Below are 23,310 nucleotides of genomic sequence, written 5' to 3' on the forward strand. Positions count from 1 at the left end.
TGCAGGAGTTTGTTCTAAAATAGCGGGCTACACTAGTGTTATATAGCTTTATGACCAAGAAAATGAATGCGCCCGCCACCTTTGAGGAAGCGATGGCCGAACTGGCCCAGCTGGTCAGCCAGATGGAAGCCGGCCAACTGCCGCTGGAAGCTTCGGTGGCCGCCTATGCGCGCGGCTCCGAACTGGTGAAGTTCTGCGCCGGCCAGCTCGACAAGGTCGAAGCCCAGGTCAAGGTGCTCGAAGGCGATATGCTCAAGCCTTTCGCCGAAGACGAGGAGGCAGCCCAATGAGCGCATCGTTCCAGGACTGGATGAAGACCATCCAGGCCGGCATGGAGCAGGACTTGTCGTCCTACCTGCCTGCCGAAGATGTTGTTCCAACCAAGCTGCATGCCGCCATGCGCTATGCCGTGCTCGATGGCGGCAAGCGCGTGCGGCCGCTGCTGGTGCATGCCGCCGGGGCCCTGTCCGGCGCCGACGCGCAGGCCCTGAGCCGCGCCGCCGCCGCCTTGGAAATGATCCATGCGTATTCGCTGGTGCATGACGACATGCCCTGCATGGACGACGACGCGCTGCGCCGCGGCAAGCCGACCGTGCACGTGGCTTATGACGAAGCCACCGCGCTGCTGGTGGGCGATGCGCTGCAGGCGCAGGCCTTCGGCGTGCTGGCAGGCGTCGAATCGGTGCCGCCGCAACGCCTGGTCGGCATGCTGCGCCTGCTGGCCGATGCCGCCGGTTCGGCCGGCATGTGCGGCGGCCAGGCCATCGACCTCGATAGCGTGGGCATCAGCCTGACGCTGGAACAGCTCGAGCGCATGCACCAGCTGAAGACCGGCGCGCTGTTGCGTGCCTCGGTCGTGCTGGGCGCGATGGCTGGGAAGCACTTGACGGATGCCGAGCTGGCGGCCCTGCACGATTATTCGCGCGCCATCGGCTTGGCCTTCCAGGTGGTGGACGATGTGCTCGACGCGACGGCCGATTCGGTCACGCTGGGCAAGACGGCAGGCAAGGATGCGGCGGACAACAAGCCGACTTACGTATCCATCCTCGGCCTGGAACCATCGATCGCCCTGGCGGAAAAACTGCGGCAGGATGCGCACGCTGCGCTGGCGCCGTTCGGAGAACAAGCTCTGCGCCTGCGTGAACTCGCAGACCTGATCGTGCAGAGGAAAGCTTAAAATGAAACTGCTTGAAACCATCAATAACCCGGCCGACCTGCGCAAGCTGGCTCGCCACCAGCTCACGCCGCTGGCCGAAGAACTGCGCAGCTTCCTGCTCGATTCCGTGTCCAAGACCGGCGGCCACCTGTCCTCCAACCTGGGCACGGTGGAACTGACCGTCGCCTTGCACTATGTGTTCAACACGCCGCAGGACCGCATCGTGTGGGACGTGGGCCACCAGACCTATTCGCACAAGATCCTGACCGGCCGCCGCGACCAGTTCCATACACTGCGCCAGTTGAACGGCATTTCCGGCTTCCCGCGCCGTGTGGAATCGGAATACGACACCTTCGGCACCGCGCACTCGTCGACCTCGATTTCCGCTGCGCTGGGCATGGCCCTGGGCGCCAAGATCAAGGGCGAGCACCGCCACGCGATCGCCGTGATCGGCGACGGCTCGATGACCGCGGGCATGGCGTTCGAGGCGCTGAACAACGCAGGCGTGGAAAAGGACTGCAACCTGCTGGTGATCCTGAACGACAACGACATGTCGATCTCGCCCCCGGTCGGTGCACTGAACCGCTACCTGGCGCGCCTGATGTCGGGCCAGTTCTATGCAGCAGCCAAGAACGTCGGCAAGTCCGTGCTGCCAGGCCCGCTGCTGGAAGTGGCCAAGCGCCTGGAAGAACACGCAAAAGGCATGGTGGTTCCTGCCACCATGTTCGAAGAGCTGGGCTTCAACTACATCGGCCCGATCGACGGCCATGACCTCGATTCGCTGATCCCGACGCTGCAGAACATCAAGCAGCTCAAGGGCCCGCAGTTCCTGCACGTGGTGACCCGCAAGGGCCAGGGCTACAAGCTGGCCGAGGCCGAGCCCATCCTTTACCACGGTACCGGCAAGTTCAATCCGGCCGAAGGCATCAAGCCTGCGCTGGCGCCTTCTAAGAAAACCTATACCGAAGTGTTCGGCGACTGGCTGTGCGACATGGCCAAGGCCGACAAGCGCCTGGTGGCGATTACGCCGGCCATGCGCGAGGGCTCGGGCATGGTGCGCTACGAGAAAGAGCACCCGGACCGCTACTTCGACGTCGGCATCGCCGAGCAGCATTCGGTGACCTTCGGCGCCGGCCTGGCCTGCGAAGGCTTGAAGCCGGTGGTGGCGATCTACTCGACCTTCCTGCAGCGCGCCTACGACCAACTGATCCACGACGTGGCGCTGCAAGACCTCGACGTGACCTTTGCGCTGGACCGCGCGGGCCTGGTGGGCGCCGACGGCGCCACCCACGCCGGCAATTACGACCTGGCCTACCTGCGCTGCATCCCGAACATGGTGGTGATGGCGCCGTCCGACGAGAACGAATGCCGCCAGATGCTGACGACCGCTTACCAGCATCCTGGTCCTGCGGCCGTGCGTTATCCGCGCGGCGTCGGCATCGGCGCGACCATTGTCCAGGAACTGACAACGCTGCCGATCGGTAAAGGCGAAATCCGCCGCAAGGGCCAGAAGATCGCGATCCTGGCTTTTGGTTCGATGGTGGCCCCGGCCATGGGCGCGGCCGAACTGCTGAACGCCACCGTGGCCAATATGCGCTTCGTGAAGCCGCTGGACGTGGAACTTGTCAAGCAACTGGCGGCCGACCACGATGTCCTGGTGACGGTGGAAGAGGGCTGCATCATGGGCGGCGCAGGCGCCGCCGTGGCCGAAGCCCTGGCGGCCGAAGGCATCATCAAGCCGCTCCAGATGCTCGGCCTGCCGGACAAGTTCATCGACCACGGCGACCCGGCCAAGCTGCTGGCGCTGGTGGGCCTGGATGCGGCCGGCATCGCGGCCTCGATCAAGGGACGTTTCGGCGACGAACCGCGCCTGGTGGTCAACAACGGCTGATCACGCACAGCCTGCAAGGGACGGCAAGAGGCGAGGGATGCTGGCCGGGCTCCGGAGTTCAGCCAGCTTGGCGGGCGCTGAGTGCCTATTGGTGATTGACCCCGAGGTGCTGCACGGGTTCAACCCGGCAGCGCTGGATGCCTCGATCCGGCGCGCCGCGCCTTAGGGCAGGCGTGCCACGCGCAGCGTTGGGGCTTCCTTGTCGCGTGCATCAAGCGTGAAGGAGTAGCGGCCGGCGCTTTCCACTTTGAGGCGCAGGCGCTTGCCCTGTTTGGCCAGCGGCACGGCTACGCCGTCCGCTAGCTGCTGTTCCGGCGCCGGCGCGCCAAGGCTGATTGCCGCCAGGCCGCGCGTGCCGACCTTGAATGAATGTGAGCCCTTGTCCAGGTCCAGTTCTGCGGCGTAGATGCCTTCCTCAACCCTGCGCAGCGGATTGCGCGAAGCCCAGTCGCTCATGGAACCGGTCACGAACAGCGTTTGCAGCCAGGGATTGGCTTTTTCTTCCGGCGTCAACTCCGGGGCGTAACGCAGCTCGATGCGGGCTTCGTTCGACCAATCGCTTTCGCCGATCGGCGAGCGGAAACTGAAGTCGCCGGTATCGAGCTTTTCGTGGCGTTCGCCGTCGATGATTTCGGCGCTTTCGAGCGGGCGCAGGCTGCGGAAGGCGAACCTGATCTTCTTCTTGTCAAAGCTCATGTCGCACCAGTTGGTCGTCATGGCGACAGTGTTGACGAACAGCTTCATCATCAGGCCCATTTCCTTCTTGGCGATGGCGATCATCACCTGGCATTCCAGGCGCAGGTCGCCCAGGCGACGGACGTTTTCCGGCAAGCCTGGCGTGCGGATATCGGGGTAGCCTTTCAGCACTCCCTTCTTGCGGTTCAGTATCAGATCGGCATCGTCATCGATTGCCGATTGCACGCGTGGCACGGCGAAGGTGCCGTCTTGCGCGATGGGGACCGGGATCGGTTCGCCGTTGCCGACAATGCGCAGGTAGAGGGCATCGCCGGCAGGCTGCTCCTGGCCCTCGCGCCCCGTCAGCCGGAAGCGCAGCTCCGGCACCGATGGCGCCAGCGCATGGTGCTCCTCGAATGCATCAAGGCCGGCCACGACGGCGCGGTAGGACTTCATGTCCGGATTCTTTACGCCCTGTACCTCGACGCTTGGAGTCGTCTCCTGGGCTGCCGCGCCACCTGTCGCGAACGCGACTGCGATGGCAAAAACGCATTGTTGAAATTTTCGCATCTGCGCAGTCTAACAAAATTCCATCAAATCTTGTGCCTGCGGCGAGTGTCGCCTAGATTGGTATAAATAGTTTATTCCAATCGAGGGAGTGAAATGCGCTATCTCCTGCTCGCACTGCTGGTCTCGGCCTCGCAAGCCATGGCGCAGGTTCCCGAATCCGGCCGCTGGCAGGAGCTGCGTTTTCCCGCCGAAGAAGTCGAGCAACAGGCGGAGAGCCAGTATATCGAGCAGACGGTGTCGCTGGCTGCTGTTGGCCGGCTTGACCGCGACAAGGTCCTGCTGCTGCGCGTGAAGGGCATCGCCGATGGACTGGTGCGCGCAGCCAGCTCGCTAAGGCCCGCTGCTGCGGGATGGCCGTGGGAATTCCACGTTACCGACGATCCGGCTGTGGAAGCCGAAAGCCAGGCCGGCGGAAAATTGTTGGTCGGCAGCCTGTTTGTCGAACGCCTTCGGCTGAATGATGGCGAACTGGCGGTCCTGCTTGCGCATGAAATTGCCCACGTCGTCGCAGAACACGAGCGCGAAACCCTGTCGGAGGCCTTGCTCGACAGCCGGCGCGACTTGCCGCTCGATGTGGTTCTGGAGCGGTTGGCCTCCGACGTGCCCCTGCAATTCCGCCTGTCCAAACTCGCCGCGATCCAGGAGCGGGAGGCTGACCAGCTTGGCATGCTGATCGCCTATCGCGCGGGCTGGCCATGCGCGGCCATGCTGACCTTTTACAGCAAGCTTGCCGCCGATTCCCCCGCCTTAACCGTGCTCGCCAGCCACCCCAGTGGCGCCACTCGCCTGAGCCTTGCCAAAGGCATGTCGCGCTTGCTTGGCGATTAATGCTGCGGCGCGTGCCATTTCGGCATAGCCAGCGTCGCTGGGGTGCAGGTGGTCACCAGAGTCGAATTCGGGGCGCAGGCGGGATGGGTGCGCAGGGTCTTGCAGCAGGTGGTCGAAATCGATAATGGCGTCGAACTCGCCGCTGCGGCGGATCCACTCATTGACTTCGCGGCGTACGCGCTCCTTGGCGGGCGAGTAGTGGCCGGCGTAGGGCGTGCCTTGCAGGGCGTCTTCGAAGGGCAGCAGCGTGCCGCCGACGATGCGCACTTGCCGGGCGCGTGCGGCGGCGATCAGCTTGCGGTAGCCGGCGATCATGGCGCCGGCCGTGACTGGCGGCTCGTGCGGGGCAAATGCGCTGCCAGGCCAGCCGATGTCGTTGATGCCCAGCAGGACGATCACCGTGTCCACGCCTGGTTGCGACAGCACATCCCGCTCGACGCGCGCAGCCGCCTTTTCGCCCATGCCATCCGCCAGGAGGCGCGCGCCGGAAATGCCGGCATTGACCACGGCGACGCCCTCGGCACGCTCGGCCAGCTGGTCGGGCCAGCGCAGGTTGCGGTCGGGTGTGGAGCCGTTGCCGTCGGTGATTGAATCTCCGAGAGCGACAACGGTGCGTCGCGCTGGGCCGGAGACTTGCACGGCACTCAGGAAGGTGCGGCCAGCCAGCGCTTGGGCGCCCGGCAGCTCGGCGGCAGCGGCCCAGTTGCCGGGAGCCGCAAAGGCCGTTTGCTGCGCACCCCAGTGGAAAGTCGTGAGCGGAGAGCGTTGCGGCAGCCAGGTGGAAATTGACAGGCGCTGGCGGGCGCCAACCGCCAGCGGGGCCGCGTCGCTGGTGACCGACTGTCCCGGCGCAATTGTCACGCTGCGCTGGCCACCAAAGGTCAGTTGCACGCCTGCGCCATCTTGCTGCGACGTAGCTGCGCGCGACGGTTCGCCGCGGGCCGGCGCCAGCCGCACTTCGCCGATCACGAGCGGCGCGCTGCCATAGCGGTTGGAATAGCTGACGCGCACCTGGTCGCCGCCGACGCTGGTGCGCACGAACTCCCGCACTGTCTGCGCCTCCAGCGACGGCGGCATCATGGTGGGCAAGGCGAATTCGGCGCCCCAGGCCGGCATCGGCGCAGCGTACCAGCTGGTGCGCCATTCGGCTGCATGGACGGCTGTTGCGGCGAGCAAGGCAGCCAGGGAAAAAGCAAGGCGTTTCATGTGGATTCTCCAGTCAAGTTCGGATGGAGCCATGCTCCATTATTCCGATGTCGACTGGTAGTCGCGAAAATGGACTATAGTTAAGTCCAAAAAGGAATGATGGATGGACACTTTACGCTCCCTCGAATGCTTCGTGCGTGCCGTTGAACTGGGTAGTCTTTCGGCCGTCGCCCGCGAGCAGCACACCACGCAATCGAATATCAGCAAGGTCGTCGCGGCGCTGGAGGCCGACCTTGGCGTGCGACTGCTCGAACGCAGCACGGCCAGCCTGTCGCCGACCGTGCCCGGACGCCGCTTTTACGAACGCGCCCGCGGCGTGCTGGAAGAATATGCCGACGCGGTAGCCGACGTGCGCGGCGAGACGGCTGCCGCCAGCGGCCTGCTGCGCATCAATGCACCGGTGGCCCTGGGGCAGTTCTGCCTCAACGCCTATGTGCAGGACTTCCTGCGGCAATACCCCGCCATTGAAGTTGAACTGATCCTGAACGACCGCATGGCGGACCTGGTGGAAGAGGGCGTGGACATCGCGGTGCGTCTCGGCAGCGACTTGCCGCCGAACGTGATCGCGCGCCGCATCGGGGCTTCGCCGCGCCTGCTGGTGGCCGCGCCGTCCTACCTGAAGACGCACGGCACGCCGCAAACGCCCGCTCAACTGGGCGAGCACGAATACATCCGCTTCGCCTGGTTGAGCAGCGGGGACACGCTCGAATTATCGGATGGGGAGCAAAATGTGACAGTCGCCACGCACGGCCGTTACCGCGTCAACAATGCGCTGGCAATCCGCGATACGCTCGCTGCTGGCGGAGGGATCGGCTTGTGCCCGGAATGGCTGGTGCATGACTTGCTGGCCCAGCGCAAGCTGCGCCGGGTGCTGCGCGGCTGGCGGGGGCCGGCGCAGGAACTGCACCTGCTCTACCCCAGCCGCCGCTACCTGCCGCACCGGGTGCGGCTCATGCTCGACTACCTGCAGCAGCGCTTTGCCGCGCAGGCCGGCTTTTAACCGCGCTTGCGGTCGTGGTGCCACAGCACGTCGCTGCCGCCTGCAAAGCGGTTCAGCACACGCGCCAGCACGAACATCAGGTCCGACAGGCGGTTCACGTACTGGCGCGGGAAGTCGTGGATGGTTTCGTTCTTGCCCAGCGTGACGATGGCGCGCTCGGCGCGGCGGCATACGGTGCGGCACACGTGCGACAGCGCCGCGGCGCGCGAACCGGCCGGCAGGATGAATTCCGTCAGCGCCGGCAGCGTCGCGTTGTACTTGGCCAGCAGCGCATCCAGGCGCTCGACGTGTTCTTCCTTGATCATCTGGTAGCCCGGAATGCACAGCTCTCCACCCAGGTCGAACAGGTCGTGCTGGATCGAGACCAGTTCCTCGCGCATCTCGTCCGGCAGCGCTTCGGCCAGCAGCACGCCTAGGTTGGAGTTCAGCTCATCCACTTCGCCGATGGCCTGGATGCGCACATTGTCCTTGTCCACGCGGGAGCCGTCGCCCAGGCCGGTGGTGCCTTTGTCGCCGGTGCGGGTGGCGATTTTCGAGAGTCGATTACCCATTGCAGCCTCAAATTGTCGTTAACGGTGGCAGGATACGACAAATTACCATTGGTTGGGAGGGGAATTCCGCGTGCTTGCAGGATTTGAACTTACAATGGATCAATGAAAAACAGCACAGCCTTTGTTGCCGCCCTGCGCGCGGCCCTGCCGCCATCGAGCGTGCTGTCGGAAGCGGAAGACACGCGTCCCTATGAGTGCGATGGCCTGTCGGCGTATCGCCAGCTTCCCATGGCGGTTGCCTTGCCGGCTGACGAAGCTCAGGTGCTGGCCGTCCTGCAGGTCTGCCGCGAATTCAATGTGCCGATCGTGCCGCGCGGCGCGGGTACCGGCCTGTCCGGCGGCGCCATGCCGATTGCCGACGGCCTGGTGCTGTCCACCGCACGCATGAACCAGATCGTGCGCATGGACGCCTTTTCACGCACGGCAGTCGTGCAGCCGGGTGTGCGCAACCTCGCCATCTCCGAAGCTGCCGAACCATACGGCCTGTACTATGCGCCCGATCCTTCCTCGCAGATCGCCTGCACCATCGGCGGCAACGTGGCGGAGAATTCTGGCGGCGTGCACTGCCTGAAGTACGGCCTCACCGTGCACAACGTGCTGCGCGTGCGCATGGCAACCATCGAGGGCGATGTGGTGGAGCTGGGCGGCGAGTCCCTCGATGCCCCGGGCCTGGACCTGCTGGCCGCCTTTGTCGGCTCCGAGGGCATGCTGGGCATCGTCACAGAGGTCACCGTCAGGCTGGTGCCCAAGCCCGCCAGTGCGCGCGTCATCATGGCTTCCTTCGACGAGGTTGGCGCAAGCTGCAGCGCAGTGGCTGACGTGATCGCGGCCGGCATCATCCCGGCCGGCCTGGAAATGATGGACCGCACTTCGTCGCGCATGGTCGAACCCTTCGTGTGCGCCGGCTACGATACCGATGCCGCCGCCATCCTGCTGTGCGAAGCCGACGGCACGGTCGATGAGGTCGAAGAGGAAATCGCCCGCATGACGGCCGTTCTGCAGGCGGCCGGCGCCAGCGCGGTACTGGTCTCGAACAGCGAGCAGGAGCGCCTGAAATTCTGGTCCGGCCGCAAGAACGCCTTCCCGGCAGCAGGGCGCATTTCGCCCGACTATTACTGCATGGATGGCACCATCCCGCGCAAGCAGCTTGCGCGCGTGCTGCTTGGCATTGAGCAGATGGAAGCCAAGTACGGCCTACGCTGCGCCAACGTGTTTCACGCGGGCGACGGCAACCTGCACCCGCTGATCCTGTTCGATGCCAACCAGCCCGACGAGCTGCATCGCGCCGAAGCTTTCGGCGCCGAGATCCTGGCGCTGTGCGTGGAAGTGGGCGGCACCATCACCGGCGAGCATGGCGTGGGCATCGAGAAGATCGACTCCATGTGCGCCCAGTTCAGCGATGCCGAACTGGCGGCCTTCCTTGCGGTGAAGCGGGCGTTCGATCCTGTGTCGCTGCTGAATCCGAACAAGGCGATTCCAACGCTGAACCGCTGCGCGGAGTTCGGCAAGATGCATGTGCGTGCGGGACGTTTGCCGCATGCCGGATTGCCGAGGTTCTGAGATGGATGCGATGCTCGAACAGTTCCGCGCCCGCATCCAGGCTGCCAGCGCCGATGGCACGCGGCTGATGCTGCGCGGCGGCGGCACCAAGGACTGGTATGGGCAGAACGTGGTCGGCGATGTTTTCGATACCCGCGCCTATGCCGGCGTCGTCGAATATGAGCCGACCGAGCTGGTGGTCACGGCACGCTGCGGCACGCCGCTGACCGACATCGAAGCCTTGCTGGCGCAGCATGGACAGATGCTGGCCTTCGAACCGCCGCGCTTCGGCGCCGGCTCGACCATTGGCGGCGTGGTGGCCAGCGGCCTGTCCGGCCCGCGCCGCGCCACAGCAGGCGCCTTGCGCGACTTCGTGCTGGGCGCGCAGCTGATGGATGGCCGCGGCGAACTGTTGTCCTTCGGCGGCCAGGTAATGAAGAATGTGGCCGGCTATGACGTATCGCGGCTGCTGGCCGGTTCGCTGGGGACGCTGGGCCTGGTCACCCAGGTGTCCTTGAAGGTGCTGCCCGTGCCTTTCTGCGAGGCGACCATCCGCTTCGAGGTGGACGAAACCGGGGCGCTGCGCATGATGAACGAGTGGGCCGGGCGGCCGCTGCCGGTGTCGGCGACTTGCTGGCATGGCGGGATGCTGACCGTGCGCCTGTCGGGAGCCCAGGCGGCAGTAAGGGCGGCGCAGGCTGGCATGGGCGGCGAGGCGCTGGCCGACGGCAGCGCGTTCTGGAGCGCCTTGCGCGACCAGCGCGGCGATTTTTTCGCGAGCGCAGAGGCGGGAGCGGCGGAGCTGTGGCGGCTGTCCGTGCCAAGCGCCGCCAGCGCGCTGGTGATGCGCGGCGAACAGCTGATCGAGTGGGGCGGGGCGCAGCGCTGGCTGCGCGTCGACCACGGCGTCGCCGAAGACATTCGGCGCGTCGCGGCTGCGGCCGGAGGACACGCTACGCGTTACCGGGTCGCGAGCGAAGATCTTGGCGCAGGCGTTGGGGCCTTCCATCCGCTGGCGCCGGCGATCGCGCGCATCCACGAACGACTGAAGGCCGCCTTCGACCCGGCGGGCATTTTCAATTGCGGCCGCATGTACTGATATGCAAACGAACCTGGCAGATTTCATCAAGGGCACGCCGGACGGCGACGAAGCGGAAGCGATCCTGCGCGCCTGCGTGCATTGCGGCTTTTGTACTGCGACCTGCCCGACATACCAGCTGTTGGGCGACGAACTGGATGGGCCGCGCGGCCGCATCTACCTGATCAAGCAGGTGCTGGAGGGTGCGCCGGTGACGGCCAGCACCCAGCTTCACCTGGACCGCTGCCTGACTTGCCGCAATTGCGAAAGCACCTGTCCTTCCGGCGTCAAGTATGGGCGCCTGGCCGACATCGGCCGCAAGGTGGTTGAGCAGCGCGTGCCGCGCAAGCTGCCGGACCGCATCCGGCGCTACGTGCTGAAGGAAGCCTTGCCGCGCCGCTGGCTGTTCGAACCGGCCCTGCGCGCGGGGCAGTTGCTCAAGCCTTTGCTGGGCAAGCCGTTGCAGGACAAGCTTCCCGCGCGCCGGCCCGCGAGCGCATGGCCGGTGCGAGCGCACGCCCGCAAGATGCTGGTGCTCGATGGCTGCGTGCAGCCCGGCCTGGCGCCGAACATCAACGCGGCCGCTGCGCGCGTGCTGGACACCCTGGGCGTGCAGTTGCTTGCTGCACCCGGCGCCGGCTGTTGCGGGGCGCTGCGCTTTCACCTGAACGACCAGGATGCGGCGCTCGACGATATGCGGCGCAATATCGACGCATGGTGGCCATACGTGGCGCAGGAGCAGGTGGAGGCGATTGTGATGACCGCTTCCGGCTGCGGCGTCACGGTCAAGGAATACAGCCATCTGCTGGCGCACGACGGCGCCTATGCCGCCAAGGCGGCGCGCATTTCGGAAATGACGCGGGACCTGAGTGAAATCCTGCCGGCGTTCGAGGCCGAACTGGTGCAGCGCGCAGGCGCGCGCGCTGCCGGGGCGCCGGTCGCGTGGCACCCTCCCTGCACGCTGCAGCACGGCCAGCAGATCCGCGGCAAGGTCGAGGGGCTGTTGCGCGCGCTGGGCGTCGAGGTAAGGATGTGCCGCGATGCGCACTTGTGCTGCGGTTCAGCCGGCACCTATTCGCTGCTGCAGCCGGAATTGTCGCTGCAGCTGCGCGACCGCAAGCTTGCCAGCCTGGCCGGCACCGGCGCCGAACGGATCGTCTCGGCCAATATGGGCTGCATCGGGCACCTGCAGTCCGGCACGCAAACGCCGGTCGAGCACTGGATCGAACTGCTCGACCGCGCCTTGCACGGCTAGCTTCAGCGCTCGGCCCACTTGTCCATGATGCGCGTCACCTCGGGCAACTGGTCGAGGAACAGGTCCACCAGCCGCGGCTCGAAATGCCGGCCGCGCTGGTCCTTCATCCAGGCGCAGGCATCCTCCAGCTTCCAGGCTGCCTTGTAAGGGCGCACGGACGTCAGCGCATCGAAGACGTCGGCTACCGCCACGATGCGGCCCGCCAGAGGGATGTCCTCGCCGGCCAGGCGATTGGGATAGCCGCTGCCGTCCCATTTTTCATGATGGCACAGCGCCACGTCGTGCGCCATGGCCAGCATGCCGCCCTCGTGCTGGCCGATGATGTGGGCGCCGATGCCGGGGTGGGTTTGCATGACCAGGTATTCTTCCGGCGTCAGGCGGGCAGGTTTTTGCAGGATGCTGTCGGGGATGCCGATCTTGCCGATATCATGCATGGGGGCGGAAATGAACAGGTCATCCGCGTCCTGCTCGTCGAGGCCGGCGGCGGTGCCGAGCAGGCGGGCATAATGGCTCATGCGAATCACGTGCAGCCCGGTCTCGTTGTCCTTGTACTCGGCTGCCAGGCCAAGCCGCTGAACGATGGCCAGGCGGCTGGCGCGCAGCTCCTCCATGCGCACCATTGAGAGGTGCAGCTTGACGCGGGCCTTGACCACGGCAGGGCTGAGCGGCTTGCTGATGAAGTCCACCGCGCCCGCTTCGAAGCCGTCCACTTCGTCGTTCGAATCGGTCAGCGCGGTGACGAAGATCACGGGGATATTGGCGGTGGCAGGGTTGGCCTTCAGTACCCGGCAAACGTCGTAGCCCGTCATTTCGGGCATCATCACGTCAAGCAGGATCAGGTCGGGTTTTTCGTTGACCGCCAGCTCGATGGCGCGCGCGCCATCCTTGGCAAACAGCAGCCGGTAGCCGTCCTGCAGGATCTGGCGCAGCAGCTGCAGGTTGGTCGATTCGTCGTCGACGGCAAGCACGGTGGCTTGTCGGGTCATGGCGTATTCCTTTGCGTGTCCAGGCACTCGTCAAGCAGCGCTTGCAGGGCGTCGCGGGCGGCCGGGAAGTCGAAGTCGTCCAGCGCGCGCTGCAGGGCCTGCAGGTGCGCTTCGGCAACGCAGCCGCGCAGCACATCGGCCAGCGCGGCCAGTTCCTGCTGCTCGAAGCTGCCGCGCTCCAGCGACTGCAGCATGGCCTTGCCCATCGCCTGCACCTGCTCCAGGTCGAGCGGCGACGCCGGCGTTGCGGACTGCGCAAGCGGGTCGCCGGCATCGTCCCGCGCCCACACGGCGGCCAGGGCGTCCGCCAGACGCTGCGTCGCCTGTTCCAGCAAGGCCGGCAGCCCGGCACGGCCGTCCTGCGCCTGCAGGCCGGTCTCCAGCCGCCACAGCGCATCTGCCAATTGTTCCATGCCAAGGTTGGCGGCGGCGCCACGCAGGCGGTGCGCCAGGGCTGCGCAGGCTGCGTGCTGGCCAGCAGCAATTGCGGACCCGAGTTCCCGCTGCGCGCTCTCATAGTCTTGCGCGAAGCGCTGCAGCGCGCGCTGGTAGGCTTCGCGCTGGCCGGCCCAGCGCGCCAGGCCCTTGTCCGCATTCAGCACCATGCCGCGCACCGGGCTGGCCGCTGGCGCCAGTTGCGGCGCGCCGGACGGCATGCCAAGCACGCGCGCCAGTTCCTGCGTCAGCACGGCCACGTCCACCGGCTTGGTGGTGAAGCCGTCCATCCCGGCCTCCCGCGTGGCGTCGCGGTCGCGTTCCAGCACGCTGGCCGTCATGGCGATGACCGGGGTGCGCTTGCGGCCCGCGGCCGCTTCGTCGGCGCGGATGCGGCGTGTGGCCTCCAGGCCGTCCATGCCGGGCATCTGCACGTCCATCAGGATCGCATCGAACTGCGCTTCGGACGCCAGTTGCGCAGCCATGGCGCCGTCGCTGGCGCCGGTCACGGTATGGCCCAGCTTTGCCAGCAACAGCATCAGCACTTCCAGGTTCTGCGGCACGTCGTCGGCAGCCAGGAGATGCATCGGCGGCAGCAAGGTGGGCGCTGCCGCGCTGCGCACGGCTTCGTCGCGCGCCGCCAGCAGCGGCAGCAGCACGTGGAAGGTGCTGCCCGCGCCCGGCGTGCTGTCGGCCCACAGGCGGCCGCCCATCAGCTCCACCAGTTGCTTGCAGATGGTGGTGCCCAGGCCGGTGCCGCCGAAGCGGCGGTTCATCGAAGCGTCGGCCTGCACGAAGGGCTCGAAGATGGCAGCCATGCGGTCGGGCGCAATGCCGATGCCGGTATCGCCGACGGCGAAATGCACCAGGCGCCGCTCGCCTTCGCGCTCGGCGTTGACGGCCAGCGACACGCTGCCCTGGCTGGTGAACTTGACGGCGTTGTCCAGCAGGTTGGTCAGCACTTGCCGCACGCGCAGTTCATCGCCGTGGATCCAGTTCGGCAGTGCCGGGTCGTAGTGCAGCGACATCGCCAGGCCCTTGGCCTTGGCCGCATTGCCCATGCTGGAAGAGAGTTCGTCGGCCAGGGCCAGCAGGCTGAAATCATGCAGTTCGAGTTCCACCGCGCCCTTGTCCAGCTTGGCGGTATCGAGGATGGCGTTCAACAGGCGCAGCAGCGAACGGCCGGCATTGCGCACCGTGTCGAGGTGGCGCCGCTGCACGGCGCTCAATTCGCCATGCAGCAGCACGTCGGTGAAGCCAAGGATGGAGTTCATCGGGGTGCGGATCTCGTGGCTCATATTGGCCAGGAAGGCGGCGCGTGCCGCCGCTGCCTGCTCGGCGCGCTCCTTGGCAATGCGCAGGTCCTGCTCCATCAGGCGCCGGTTGCTGATGTCGAGCACCACGCCGTCCAGCAGTTCGACTTCGCCGTCCGGGCCGAGCACCACGTTGCCGTTGCCCCAGAACCAGTGGATGCTGCCGTCGCGGTGGATGATGCGGTATTCCAGCGTGAACGCGCGGCGCTGTTCGACCGCGCTGCGGCAGCCTTGCTGCACGCCCGGCCAGTCGTCTGGATGCACCAGTTCCCCGAACAGGCGCCGGGGCGGATCGCCGAGGAAGTCGGAGGCGGGGTAGCCGGTCATGCTTTCGATGGCGTCGCTGACGAATACCAGCGGCCAGCCTGGCGCATTGCGGCAGCGGAAGGTGATGCCGGGGATGTTGGCGACCAGCGAACGCAGTTGCTCTTCGCTGGCGCGCAGCGCCTGTTCCAGGTCGCTCACGTGGTGGAACAATGCGCGGTAGCGCAGCATGCCGTTGGCGAACACCACCAGCGCCGTCAGCAGCGCGGTGGTCAGGGTCACCGCCAGCGCCAGAAAGCCGGCATTCGCGATGCCGCTGGCCGGGTCGAGCGGCACGCGGCCGACGAAGCGCGCCGCAGCCATGCCGGTATAGTGCATGCCGGAGATGGCGCAGCCCATGATCACACCAGCCGCGGCGACGGTCCCGCGTTCCCCAAGCCGGCGGCGCAAGCCCTGCGAGCCCTGCAAGCCGAAGCGCACCCACAGCGCCAGGGTCGCCAGCGCAATGGCGACCACGATGGACAGCCCGAACATCCACGGGTCATAGCGCAGATGCAGCGCCGAGCGCATGGCCGCCATGCCCGTGTAGTGCATGGCGCCGATACCCGCGCCGACCAGTACCCCGCCCACCAGCAGGCTGCGCACGCCGATACGATGACGGCCAAGCAGCGGCAGGGCGACGCTGGAAGCGGCGATGCTGGGCAGCATCGACAGCAGGGTGGTGGAAGGATCGTAGGAAACCGGCGTGCACAGGTTAAAGGCCAGCATGCCGATGAAGTGCATGGCCCACACGCCGCTGCCGAGCGCAAAGCTGCCGGTCGCCAGGGCGGCCAGGCGCAGCATGCGCTTGCTGCTGCGTGCCGCCTGGCCGGCCATCTGCAGGCCCATGGCGGAGGAAAAACTCGCCACCAGCAGCGACAGGATGACAAGCGAGGGAGTGTAGATCCCGTAGGTGAGTAGCGCCGGGTCAGCTGGCGGCGAAAACAGCTGGATCAAGTAGTGCTTGATCTCGCCCATGGCGGCGCTTCCTCCTTACTGCGCTATCAGCTTCCTGATCTCGTCTGCCAGGTCGGCAGGCTTGGTGGTCGGCGCATAACGGTCATGGATGCTGCCGTCCTTGCGCACCAGGAATTTGGTGAAATTCCACTTGATGCCTTCCGTGCCGAGGATGCCCGGCGCATTCTTTTTCAGGTGCTGGTACAGCGGGTGCGCGTTGTCGCCGTTGACGTCGATCTTGGCGAACACCGGGAAAGTGACGCCATAGTTCTTCTCGCAGAAAGCGCCGATTTCGTCGGCGCCGCCAGGCTCCTGCTGGCCGAACTGGTTGCAGGGGAAGCCCAGCACTTCGAAGGGCTGGCCGGCGAACTGCTGGTGCAGTTCCTCCAGCCCCTGGTACTGCGGCGTGAAGCCGCATTTGCTGGCCGTGTTCACGATCAGCAGCACCTTGCCCTGGTACTGTTTCAGGTCCACCTGCTGGCCTGACAGGCTGTCGGCGCTGAAGTCGTAAACAGTGCTCATCAGACGATCCCCAGGTGCTCGGTGCCGGCGGCCAGGTCGCGGTTCCTCGCTTCCTTCGATTCCAGCTTGATGGCCAGGCGCAGGTCGTTGACCGAGTCCGCGTTGCGCAGCGCATCTTCATAGGTGATCTGGCCCGCTTCGTACAGGTCGAACAGCGCCTGGTCGAAGGTTTGCATGCCAAGTTCGCGCGAGCGCTTCATCAGCTCCTTGATCTCGTGCACCTGGCCCTTGAAGATCAGGTCCGCGATCAGCGGGGAGTTCAGCATGATTTCCACCGCCACGGCGCGGCCCTTGGCATCCTTTTTCGGAATCAGGCGCTGCGAAATCATGCCCTTCAGGTTCAGCGACAAGTCCATCAGCAGCTGCTGGCGGCGCTCTTCGGGGAAGAAGTTGATGATACGGTCCAGCGCCTGGTTGGAGCTGTTGGCGTGCAGGGTGGCCAGGCACAGATGGCCGGTTTCGGCGAAAGCGATCGCGTGGTCCATGGTCTGGCGGTCGCGGATCTCGCCGATCTGGATCACGTCCGGCGCCTGGCGCAGGGTGTTCTTCAGCGCCACTTCCCAGTCCTCGGTATCGACCCCCACTTCGCGCTGGGTGATGATGCAGTTGCGGTGCGGGTGCACGAACTCGACCGGGTCTTCAATGGTGATGATGTGGCCGTAGCTGTTTTCGTTGCGGTGGCCCACCATGGCCGCCAGCGTGGTCGACTTGCCGGAACCGGTCGCGCCGACCATGATCACCAGGCCGCGCTTGGACATGATCACGTCCTTCAGGATGGGCGGCAGGCCCAGTTCGTCGAATTGCGGGATCGAGCTGTTAATGGTACGCAGCACCATGCCGACCGCGCTCATTTGCACGAAGGCCGAGACACGGAAGCGCCCCAGGTCGCCGGGGCTGATCGCGAAGTTGGCTTCCTTGGTCAGTTCGAAAGAAGCGGTCTGCTTGTCGTTCATGATCGAACGGGCCAGGTCGGAGGTGTGGGCCGGCGTCAGCGCCTGCGCCGACACGGGCGTCATCTTGCCGTCGATCTTGATGGCCGGCGGGAAGCCGGCGGTGATGAATAAGTCGGAGCCCTTCTTGCTGACCATCAGGCGCAGCAAGTCGAACATGAATTTTGAAGCCTGGTCGCGTTCCATGGTTAGCCTGGGAAGTTATCTGGAATCTTGGCCGCCGAGCGTGCTGCTGCCGGGGAGATCATGTTGCGACGGATCAGGTCCGTCAGGTTCTGGTCCAGCGTCTGCATGCCAACGTTGTTGCCGGTCTGGATCGAGGAGTACATCTGCGCGATCTTGGCTTCGCGGATCAGGTTGCGGATTGCCGGGGTGCCGATCATGATTTCGTGCGCGGCGACGCGGCCGGAGCCGTCCTTGGTCTTGAGCAGGGTTTGCGAGATGACCGCCTGCAGCGACTCGGACAACATGGCGCGCACCATTTCCTTTTCTTCGGCCGGGAACACGTCGATGATACGGTCGATGGTTTTCGCGGCCGAGGAGGTGTGCAGGGTGCCGAACACCAGGTGGCCGGTTTCCGCCGCCGACAGTGCCAGGCGGATGGTTTCCAGGTCGCGCAGCTCGCCCACCAGGATCGCGTCCGGGTCTTCCCGCAGCGCCGAGCGCAGCGCGTTGTTGAACGACAGCGTATGCGGGCCCACTTCGCGCTGGTTGATCAGGCACTTCTTCGATTCGTGCACGAATTCGATCGGGTCCTCGATGGTCAGGATGTGGCCGTACTCGTTTTCGTTGAGATGGTTGATCATCGCTGCCAGCGTGGTCGACTTTCCGGAGCCGGTCGGACCGGTCACCAGCACCAGGCCGCGCGGCTTCATGGCGAAATCGGCGAAAATCTTCGGTGCGTTCAGTTCTTCCAGCGTCAGGACCTTGGAAGGAATGGTACGCAGCACGGCAGCGGCGCCGCGCTCCTGGTTGTAGGCGTTGACGCGGAAACGCGCTAGGCCCGGAATGGCGAACGAAAAGTCGCATTCCAGCATCTCTTCGTATGCCTTGCGCTGGCCGTCGTTCATGATGTCATAGATCATGCCGTGCACGTCCTTGTGCTCGAGCGGAGGCAGGTTGATGCGGCGCACGTCGCCGTGCACGCGGATCATCGGTGGCAAGCCTGCCGACAGGTGCAAGTCGGATGCCTTTTGCTTGAAGGAGAATGCGAGAAGTTCGGAAATGTCCATTTATAATCCCTGTGCTTTTTCAATAGCCAAAAAAGCTTGGCACTGTCTCATTCGATTATGTCCACAATAGCCCACAACTTGCAAGTTGTTACTGAAGCAATTAACGTTGCCGAGCGCGAAGCGCGGCGCGCGCCCAACGAAGTGCAGCTGCTGGCCGTCTCCAAGACCTTCCCGGCGCAGGCAGTTTTCGAGGCGGTGCTGGCGGGACAGCGTGCTTTCGGTGAAAACTACGTGCAGGAAGGTGTGGACAAGATCCACGAACTGGCAAGAATGCGCGGCTGCACGCCGTTGGAATGGCATTTTATTGGACCAATCCAGAGCAATAAGACGCGTCTTATAGCTGAAAACTTCGATTGGGTGCACACGATTGAACGCGAAAAGATCGCGCAACGCCTGAGCGAGCAGCGGCCGCAAGGCCTGCACCCCATGCAGGTGTGCATCCAGGTCAATACCAGCGGGGAAGCCAGCAAAAGCGGCGTGCTGCCCGCCGGCGCCGCAGCGCTGGCCCGTACCGTGGCCGCGCTGCCGCGCCTGGTCTTGCGCGGCCTGATGTCCATCCCCGAGCCGCAAGACGATTTTGACCAGCAGTGCGCGGCCTTCCGCGTCCTGCGTGAACTCTCCGATCAACTGCGTGCCGAGGGCCTGGCGCTCGACACGCTGTCGATGGGCATGTCGGCCGATATGCGCGCCGCCATTCATGAAGGCGCGACCATCGTGCGCGTCGGCAGCGCCATTTTCGGCGCCCGCGACTACAACAAAGGATAACGTGATGAAGATTGCATTTATCGGCGGCGGCAACATGGCCGCCGCGCTGATCGCCGGCCTGGCCGGCAAGCTGGCGCCCGGCGCCAATATCCACGTGGTGGACCCGAACCCGGCCTCGCTGGAAAAACTGCGCCAGGAATACGGCGTCACCGTGGCCGCGGCGGCCGGCGAGCCGGTGGCGGCGGCCGAGGTGCTGGTGCTGGCGGTCAAACCCCAGGTCATGCACGAAGTGACGCAGCAATTGCTGCCGCTGCTGCAGGCGGCGCAGGCGGCCGGCCGCTCGCCGCTGGTGCTGTCGATTGCGGCCGGCATCCGCGCCGCCGACCTGTCGCGCTGGCTGGGCGGCTACCAGGCCATCGTGCGCACCATGCCGAATACGCCGGCCCTGATCGGCATGGGCGTGACCGGCATGGTGGCTTCCGCCGGCGTCAGCGTCCAGCAGCGCGAGGCGGCCGACCAGATCCTGCGCGCCGTGGGCGCCACGGTATGGCTGGACGATGAAGCGAAGATCGACGCCGTGACAGCCGTTTCCGGCAGCGGTCCGGCCTATGTCTTCTATTTCATCGAAGCGATGCAGCAGGCGGCCGAGGAGCTGGGGCTGACGGCGGAGCAGGGCAAGGCGCTGGCCATGGCCACCTTTACCGGCGCGGCCCAGCTGGCGCTGCAGTCGCCCGACCCGGTGCCGGTGCTGCGCGAGAAAGTGACCTCCAAAGGCGGCACCACCTATGCAGCCCTGACCAGCATGGAAGCGAGCGGCGTCAAGGCCTCCATCATCGCCGCCGTCAAGGCTGCCGCCGCGCGCGGCAAGGAGCTGGGCGAGCAGCTCGGCGCCGCCGGCTGACGCCGGGCGGCTTCCCTGGCTTGCCAGGCCATGCGCTTGGCTCGCCGGGCCAGTGGACCCGGTGTGGCACAGCACATATCATTCTTGCTTTATTGATATTGGAATGGAGCAGGATATGCGCAGGACGATCGCGGCTGGCCTGGCAGTGCTGGCTGCGACATCCGCATGCTCAGCGAACACCTGAGTATTTCCGTCAAGCGCATCGAAGTGGAATACCGCTTCCGCAACGAGAGCGCGCGCACGATCGAAACCGTGGTCGCCTTCCCGATGCCGGAATTCCACTGGGACCCGGAACAGGATGCGAACTGGCGCAATATCGGCCCGGTCGAGAGCTTCCTGGTGCACGTCGATGGCAAGCCGGCCGTGGTGCGTGCGGAACGCAAGGCTTTGCTGCAGGGGCGCGATATCACGGCGCTGTTGCGCCGGGCCGGCTTGAGTGAAGACCACATCTTCCGCACCTTTGGCGATGCCTTCGATACCGGCGGCATGACGCTGCCGGAGGCGGTGGTGGCACGCCTGCATGCACTGGGCGCGAGCGACCAGAGGATGCCGCAATGGCGGGTGGCGGAAACGGCGTACTGGACCCAGGCCTTCCCTGCCGGGAAGGAAGTCGTCGTCACGCATTCCTATCGGCCCTTTGCCGGCCGCATCTTCGGCACCTATGATGACGCAAGGCCACCTTCTGAAGATAGCGTCCCGCTCTCATCCATCGGGGAACAGGATCGCGCCTGCCTGGCGGAAGGGGGAATGAAAGCCGTGTTGAACAAGGCACGCCAGAAAGTGAAAGATGGCGCCAGATCGGGCTACATCAACCTGAACGACGTTGAATACATCCTCGGTACGGGGCGCAACTGGAAAGGCAGCATCGGCGAGTTCACGCTCGACATCGTCAAGGAGGCACCGCAGGACACCGTCTCGCTATGCTTCCCCGGCAAGCCGGAACGCATCGGCGAGCGCACTTTGCGCTTCAAGATGCGTGACTATGTGCCACAGGAGCGGCTGGTGCTGAATTTTTACAGTCTTGAATAAGGGCCAGTTCGGCCAGCAGCGCCGCCAGCTCGCTTTCCACTTCGCTGACAAGCGGCGGGATGCGCTCGATCATGCCCGCGTTGGCAAGCGTTTCGACCAGGCCGCACAGGGCACTGAGTTCGCGCGCGCCAAACAGGCCGGCGCTGCCTTGCAGGCTATGCGCGTTCAGGCTGATCGCCGGCACGTCGCCGCACTGGATGCCCCGCCGGATTGCGGCAAACTGGCGCGGGCCTTCCTGCATGAAGGCGGCGCAGGCTGCGGGGCTTAAGGCGCGCGTCGGCGCCGGCGGCACCACGCTATCCGCGGTGCCGAACATGGCGTCAAGCTCGGCACGGCGCGGCGACTGCATCAGCAAGCCGGCGTGGCGGCCGATTTCCGCATGCAGGTTTGCCTCGTCGATCGGCTTGGGCAGGAAACCGTTGGCGCCGGCTTCCATGAAGCGCTCACGCTCTTCGGCAGCTGCGTTGGCGGTCAGGGCGATGACCGGAATGGCAGGCTGCCGCACGCGGGCCGCACCGGCACGCAGCAGGCGCAGGGCGGCGATGCCGTCCATGCGCGGCATGCGGCTGTCCATGATCACCAGGTCGAAGTCGCGTTCCGCCAGGCGCGCCAGCGCAGCGGCGCCATCTTCCGCGATCGTGACGGCATGGCCCATTTCGCCGAGCAGCTCGCGCAGGATGATCTGGTTGGTGCTGCCGTCTTCCGCGCACAGGATCTGCAGGCGCGCGGCATGCGGGGCGCGCGCCTCCAGCGCCCTTTCGGTTGCGGGCTGTCCTGCCTGCAGCGGCAGCCACACCTCGAACACGCTGCCGGCGCCGCGTTCGCTGCGCACCTCGATTGTGCCGCCCAGCGCGTCGACAATGTTCTTGCAGATCGCCAGTCCCAGGCCGGCGCCGCCGTACTTGCGCGAGGTGGCTGCATTGGCCTGCTCGAATTTTCGGAACAGGCGGGAAATCGCATCGGGCTCGATGCCGATGCCGGTGTCGCTGACGGCCAGCGCGATGCCGCCGTTGTGCGCCACGCTGGCCATCAAGCGCACTTCGCCGCGCTCGGTGAACTTGACGCCGTTGCCCACCAGGTTCATCGCCACCTGGCGCAGCCGTACCGGATCGCCGCGCCACCAGCGCGGCAAGGCCGGGTCGATCTCGGCCACCAGCGAAATGCCCTTGGTCTCGGCACGATCGGCCAGCAGCGCCACCACGTCGCGCAGCAGGGCCGGCAGGTCGAAGTCGATGCTTTCGAACGGCATCTTGCCCGCCTCCAGGCGCGAGAAATCGAGGATGTCGTTAATGATGTGCAGCAGCACCTCCGCGTTGCCCAGGCTGATGCGCAGCTTGTTGCGTGTTTCGGCCGACAGGCTGGCGTCCTTCTTCGCAAGCTGCAGCATGCCGATCACGCCGCCCAGCGGTGTGCGCACTTCGTGGCTGATCATGGCCAGGAATTCCGACTTCTGCTCGTTCGATTCTTCCGCCGCCTTGCGTGCAGCCATTGATTCGCGCAATTCCAGGTCGCGCGCCTGCAAGGTGGCGACCTGCTTTTCCAGCGCTTCCTGCACCGCACGCTGGCGCGCCAAGGCGCCTTCCAGGCCGTGCAGCAGGTAGGCGCAGGACACCACCAGCACCGCAGCCACCAGCGTGAAGTTCAGCGACACCAGCGACCAGTGCATCAGCAGGGTCACAAACACCTTGCTCAAGCCAGGATCGATGTTCCCGAAATAGCCGACGATGAAAAGGGTGGCGCTGCACCAGAGCAAGGCCACCATGGCCGGGCGTAGCCCGAGCAGCACGGTGCACAGGATCGGAACGGCAAGCAGGTAGGGCTGGACCAGCGGCCCCACGGAAAAGAGCTGGACCAGTGCAAGCAGGTAGCTGATGGCCAGGAATGCCAGCGCGCGGAAGCGGAACGACAAGGCGCGATAGCAATACAGGATGCCGACGCAAACCAGGGCGGTGATATCGCTCACGATCAGCGGCCACTGGTTCATCTTCATGCTGCCCACGACGCTGGGGATTGCCACCACCAGCCCGAGGAACAAGGCAACGGCGCACAAGCCGTTCAACAGGTTGTTGCGCCAGGTTTGCAGGTTGTCGGCCTGTTCGTTCAGGCCATCGAGCCGGCGGGACAGGAAGTCCCCGGCCCCGTCGTACTGCGGGGGCCGGTCCGGTGTGGTGGAAGAACTCTTGGCGCGGACGAACATTGCAACATAAAAGTATTGGCTAAGGGGTTGA

At 65.4% G+C, this 23,310-nt stretch carries 20 protein-coding genes; 11 read left to right on the forward strand and 9 right to left on the reverse strand.

Annotation, left to right across the window (positions count from 1 at the left end; genetic code table 11):
- Window positions 1–50: 50 nt before the first annotated feature.
- Genes ACN9MY_RS07310 through dxs form a run of 3 tightly spaced genes read left to right on the forward strand, consistent with a single transcriptional unit; the run spans window position 51 to window position 3,047 of the window.
- Window positions 51–290: an exodeoxyribonuclease VII small subunit gene (locus ACN9MY_RS07310; RefSeq protein ID WP_426321415.1), complete on the forward strand. Its 240-nt coding sequence runs from the start codon at window positions 51–53 to the stop codon at window positions 288–290.
- A complete protein-coding gene (locus ACN9MY_RS07315) occupies window positions 287–1,177 on the forward strand; it encodes a polyprenyl synthetase family protein (protein ID WP_426321417.1) in 891 nt (296 codons plus the stop codon). The genes ACN9MY_RS07310 and ACN9MY_RS07315 overlap by 4 nt, the downstream gene beginning before the upstream one ends.
- 1 nt (window position 1,178) lies before the next feature.
- Window positions 1,179–3,047, forward strand: coding sequence for a 1-deoxy-D-xylulose-5-phosphate synthase (gene dxs / locus ACN9MY_RS07320; RefSeq protein ID WP_426321419.1), 1,869 nt, complete (start codon window positions 1,179–1,181; stop codon window positions 3,045–3,047).
- Between the two features lie 162 nt (window positions 3,048–3,209).
- Here the strand turns inward: dxs and ACN9MY_RS07325 are convergent, their stop codons facing one another.
- On the reverse strand, window positions 3,210–4,292 hold the full coding sequence (locus ACN9MY_RS07325; RefSeq protein ID WP_426169101.1) for a hypothetical protein: 1,083 nt from the start codon (window positions 4,290–4,292) through the stop codon (window positions 3,210–3,212).
- Window positions 4,293–4,385: 93 nt separating this feature from the next.
- Between ACN9MY_RS07325 and ACN9MY_RS07330 the strand changes: the two genes are divergently transcribed.
- On the forward strand, window positions 4,386–5,120 hold the full coding sequence (locus ACN9MY_RS07330) for a M48 family metalloprotease (RefSeq protein ID WP_426169103.1): 735 nt from the start codon (window positions 4,386–4,388) through the stop codon (window positions 5,118–5,120).
- Here the strand turns inward: ACN9MY_RS07330 and ACN9MY_RS07335 are convergent.
- Window positions 5,040–6,326: an SGNH/GDSL hydrolase family protein gene (locus ACN9MY_RS07335; protein ID WP_426321422.1), complete on the reverse strand. Its 1,287-nt coding sequence runs from the start codon at window positions 6,324–6,326 to the stop codon at window positions 5,040–5,042. The two genes, ACN9MY_RS07330 and ACN9MY_RS07335, sit on opposite strands and share 81 nt — an antisense overlap.
- Window positions 6,327–6,429: 103 nt before the next feature.
- On the opposite strand from ACN9MY_RS07335, the gene ACN9MY_RS07340 reads away from it, so the two are divergent.
- A complete protein-coding gene (locus ACN9MY_RS07340) occupies window positions 6,430–7,326 on the forward strand; it encodes a LysR family transcriptional regulator (protein ID WP_426321424.1) in 897 nt (298 codons plus the stop codon).
- Here ACN9MY_RS07340 and ACN9MY_RS07345 read toward each other — a convergent pair.
- Window positions 7,323–7,877 carry a cob(I)yrinic acid a,c-diamide adenosyltransferase gene (locus ACN9MY_RS07345; protein ID WP_426321426.1) on the reverse strand — a complete coding sequence of 185 codons (555 nt, stop codon included), beginning with the start codon at window positions 7,875–7,877 and terminating at the stop codon, window positions 7,323–7,325. The two genes, ACN9MY_RS07340 and ACN9MY_RS07345, sit on opposite strands and share 4 nt — an antisense overlap.
- Window positions 7,878–7,979: 102 nt before the next feature.
- On the opposite strand from ACN9MY_RS07345, the gene ACN9MY_RS07350 reads away from it, so the two are divergent.
- From ACN9MY_RS07350 to glcF, 3 genes are read left to right on the forward strand one after another with little or no spacing between them, the layout of a single operon-like run.
- A complete protein-coding gene (locus ACN9MY_RS07350; RefSeq protein ID WP_426321428.1) occupies window positions 7,980–9,437 on the forward strand; it encodes an FAD-linked oxidase C-terminal domain-containing protein in 1,458 nt (485 codons plus the stop codon).
- Between the two features lies 1 nt (window position 9,438).
- Complete coding sequence (gene glcE, locus ACN9MY_RS07355; protein WP_426321430.1) at window positions 9,439–10,515, forward strand: glycolate oxidase subunit GlcE; 1,077 nt, start codon at window positions 9,439–9,441, stop codon at window positions 10,513–10,515.
- Window position 10,516: 1 nt separating this feature from the next.
- Window positions 10,517–11,749: a glycolate oxidase subunit GlcF gene (gene glcF, locus ACN9MY_RS07360; RefSeq protein WP_426321432.1), complete on the forward strand. Its 1,233-nt coding sequence runs from the start codon at window positions 10,517–10,519 to the stop codon at window positions 11,747–11,749.
- Between the two features lie 2 nt (window positions 11,750–11,751).
- Here the strand turns inward: glcF and ACN9MY_RS07365 are convergent, their stop codons facing one another.
- From ACN9MY_RS07365 to ACN9MY_RS07385, 5 genes are read right to left on the reverse strand one after another with little or no spacing between them, the layout of a single operon-like run.
- Window positions 11,752–12,735, reverse strand: a complete 984-nt coding sequence (locus ACN9MY_RS07365) for an HD domain-containing phosphohydrolase (protein WP_426321434.1) — start codon at window positions 12,733–12,735, stop codon at window positions 11,752–11,754.
- Complete coding sequence (locus tag ACN9MY_RS07370) at window positions 12,732–15,764, reverse strand: MHYT domain-containing protein (RefSeq protein ID WP_426337058.1); 3,033 nt, start codon at window positions 15,762–15,764, stop codon at window positions 12,732–12,734. Before ACN9MY_RS07370 ends, ACN9MY_RS07365 begins: the two co-directional genes overlap by 4 nt.
- Before the next feature lie 15 nt (window positions 15,765–15,779).
- Window positions 15,780–16,265: a glutathione peroxidase gene (locus tag ACN9MY_RS07375; RefSeq protein WP_426337059.1), complete on the reverse strand. Its 486-nt coding sequence runs from the start codon at window positions 16,263–16,265 to the stop codon at window positions 15,780–15,782.
- Entirely contained in the window at window positions 16,265–17,401 is a 1,137-nt protein-coding gene (locus ACN9MY_RS07380; RefSeq protein WP_426169129.1) for a PilT/PilU family type 4a pilus ATPase, read from the reverse strand. The genes ACN9MY_RS07375 and ACN9MY_RS07380 overlap by 1 nt, the downstream gene beginning before the upstream one ends.
- Window positions 17,402–17,403: 2 nt before the next feature.
- Entirely contained in the window at window positions 17,404–18,447 is a 1,044-nt protein-coding gene (locus tag ACN9MY_RS07385; RefSeq protein WP_426169131.1) for a type IV pilus twitching motility protein PilT, read from the reverse strand.
- A gap of 57 nt (window positions 18,448–18,504) precedes the next feature.
- Here ACN9MY_RS07385 and ACN9MY_RS07390 point away from each other — a divergent pair, with 57 nt between their 5' ends.
- The 3 genes from ACN9MY_RS07390 to ACN9MY_RS07400 all read left to right on the forward strand — a co-directional run bounded on the left by ACN9MY_RS07390 (window position 18,505) and on the right by ACN9MY_RS07400 (window position 21,082).
- A complete protein-coding gene (locus ACN9MY_RS07390; RefSeq protein WP_426337060.1) occupies window positions 18,505–19,212 on the forward strand; it encodes a YggS family pyridoxal phosphate-dependent enzyme in 708 nt (235 codons plus the stop codon).
- A gap of 4 nt (window positions 19,213–19,216) precedes the next feature.
- The gene (gene proC, locus ACN9MY_RS07395) at window positions 19,217–20,053 is read left to right on the forward strand and encodes a pyrroline-5-carboxylate reductase (protein WP_426321441.1); all 837 of its coding nucleotides are present in this window, start codon (window positions 19,217–19,219) and stop codon (window positions 20,051–20,053) included.
- 165 nt (window positions 20,054–20,218) lie between these two features.
- Window positions 20,219–21,082 (forward strand): DUF4424 family protein, encoded by an 864-nt coding sequence (locus ACN9MY_RS07400; protein WP_426321443.1) that lies wholly within the window; start codon window positions 20,219–20,221, stop codon window positions 21,080–21,082.
- Here the strand turns inward: ACN9MY_RS07400 and ACN9MY_RS07405 are convergent.
- Entirely contained in the window at window positions 21,021–23,279 is a 2,259-nt protein-coding gene (locus ACN9MY_RS07405; protein WP_426321445.1) for an ATP-binding protein, read from the reverse strand. The two genes, ACN9MY_RS07400 and ACN9MY_RS07405, sit on opposite strands and share 62 nt — an antisense overlap.
- Between the last annotated feature and the right edge of the window lie 31 nt (window positions 23,280–23,310).

The organism is Pseudoduganella sp. R-31, assembly GCF_049913235.1.
In the GTDB taxonomy this organism is placed as follows: domain Bacteria; phylum Pseudomonadota; class Gammaproteobacteria; order Burkholderiales; family Burkholderiaceae_D; genus Rugamonas.

Coding starts and splice junctions, on each gene's coding strand:
- ACN9MY_RS07310 (WP_426321415.1), top strand. CDS start 51: ATGACCAAGAAAATGAATGCGCCCGCCACCTTTGAGGAAGCGATGGCC.
- ACN9MY_RS07315 (WP_426321417.1), top strand. CDS start 287: ATGAGCGCATCGTTCCAGGACTGGATGAAGACCATCCAGGCCGGCATG.
- dxs (WP_426321419.1), top strand. CDS start 1,179: ATGAAACTGCTTGAAACCATCAATAACCCGGCCGACCTGCGCAAGCTG.
- ACN9MY_RS07325 (WP_426169101.1), bottom strand. CDS start 4,292: ATGCGAAAATTTCAACAATGCGTTTTTGCCATCGCAGTCGCGTTCGCG.
- ACN9MY_RS07330 (WP_426169103.1), top strand. CDS start 4,386: ATGCGCTATCTCCTGCTCGCACTGCTGGTCTCGGCCTCGCAAGCCATG.
- ACN9MY_RS07335 (WP_426321422.1), bottom strand. CDS start 6,326: ATGAAACGCCTTGCTTTTTCCCTGGCTGCCTTGCTCGCCGCAACAGCC.
- ACN9MY_RS07340 (WP_426321424.1), top strand. CDS start 6,430: ATGGACACTTTACGCTCCCTCGAATGCTTCGTGCGTGCCGTTGAACTG.
- ACN9MY_RS07345 (WP_426321426.1), bottom strand. CDS start 7,877: ATGGGTAATCGACTCTCGAAAATCGCCACCCGCACCGGCGACAAAGGC.
- ACN9MY_RS07350 (WP_426321428.1), top strand. CDS start 7,980: ATGAAAAACAGCACAGCCTTTGTTGCCGCCCTGCGCGCGGCCCTGCCG.
- glcE (WP_426321430.1), top strand. CDS start 9,439: ATGGATGCGATGCTCGAACAGTTCCGCGCCCGCATCCAGGCTGCCAGC.
- glcF (WP_426321432.1), top strand. CDS start 10,517: ATGCAAACGAACCTGGCAGATTTCATCAAGGGCACGCCGGACGGCGAC.
- ACN9MY_RS07365 (WP_426321434.1), bottom strand. CDS start 12,735: ATGACCCGACAAGCCACCGTGCTTGCCGTCGACGACGAATCGACCAAC.
- ACN9MY_RS07370 (WP_426337058.1), bottom strand. CDS start 15,764: ATGGGCGAGATCAAGCACTACTTGATCCAGCTGTTTTCGCCGCCAGCT.
- ACN9MY_RS07375 (WP_426337059.1), bottom strand. CDS start 16,265: ATGAGCACTGTTTACGACTTCAGCGCCGACAGCCTGTCAGGCCAGCAG.
- ACN9MY_RS07380 (WP_426169129.1), bottom strand. CDS start 17,401: ATGGAACGCGACCAGGCTTCAAAATTCATGTTCGACTTGCTGCGCCTG.
- ACN9MY_RS07385 (WP_426169131.1), bottom strand. CDS start 18,447: ATGGACATTTCCGAACTTCTCGCATTCTCCTTCAAGCAAAAGGCATCC.
- ACN9MY_RS07390 (WP_426337060.1), top strand. CDS start 18,505: ATGTCCACAATAGCCCACAACTTGCAAGTTGTTACTGAAGCAATTAAC.
- proC (WP_426321441.1), top strand. CDS start 19,217: ATGAAGATTGCATTTATCGGCGGCGGCAACATGGCCGCCGCGCTGATC.
- ACN9MY_RS07400 (WP_426321443.1), top strand. CDS start 20,219: ATGCTCAGCGAACACCTGAGTATTTCCGTCAAGCGCATCGAAGTGGAA.
- ACN9MY_RS07405 (WP_426321445.1), bottom strand. CDS start 23,279: ATGTTCGTCCGCGCCAAGAGTTCTTCCACCACACCGGACCGGCCCCCG.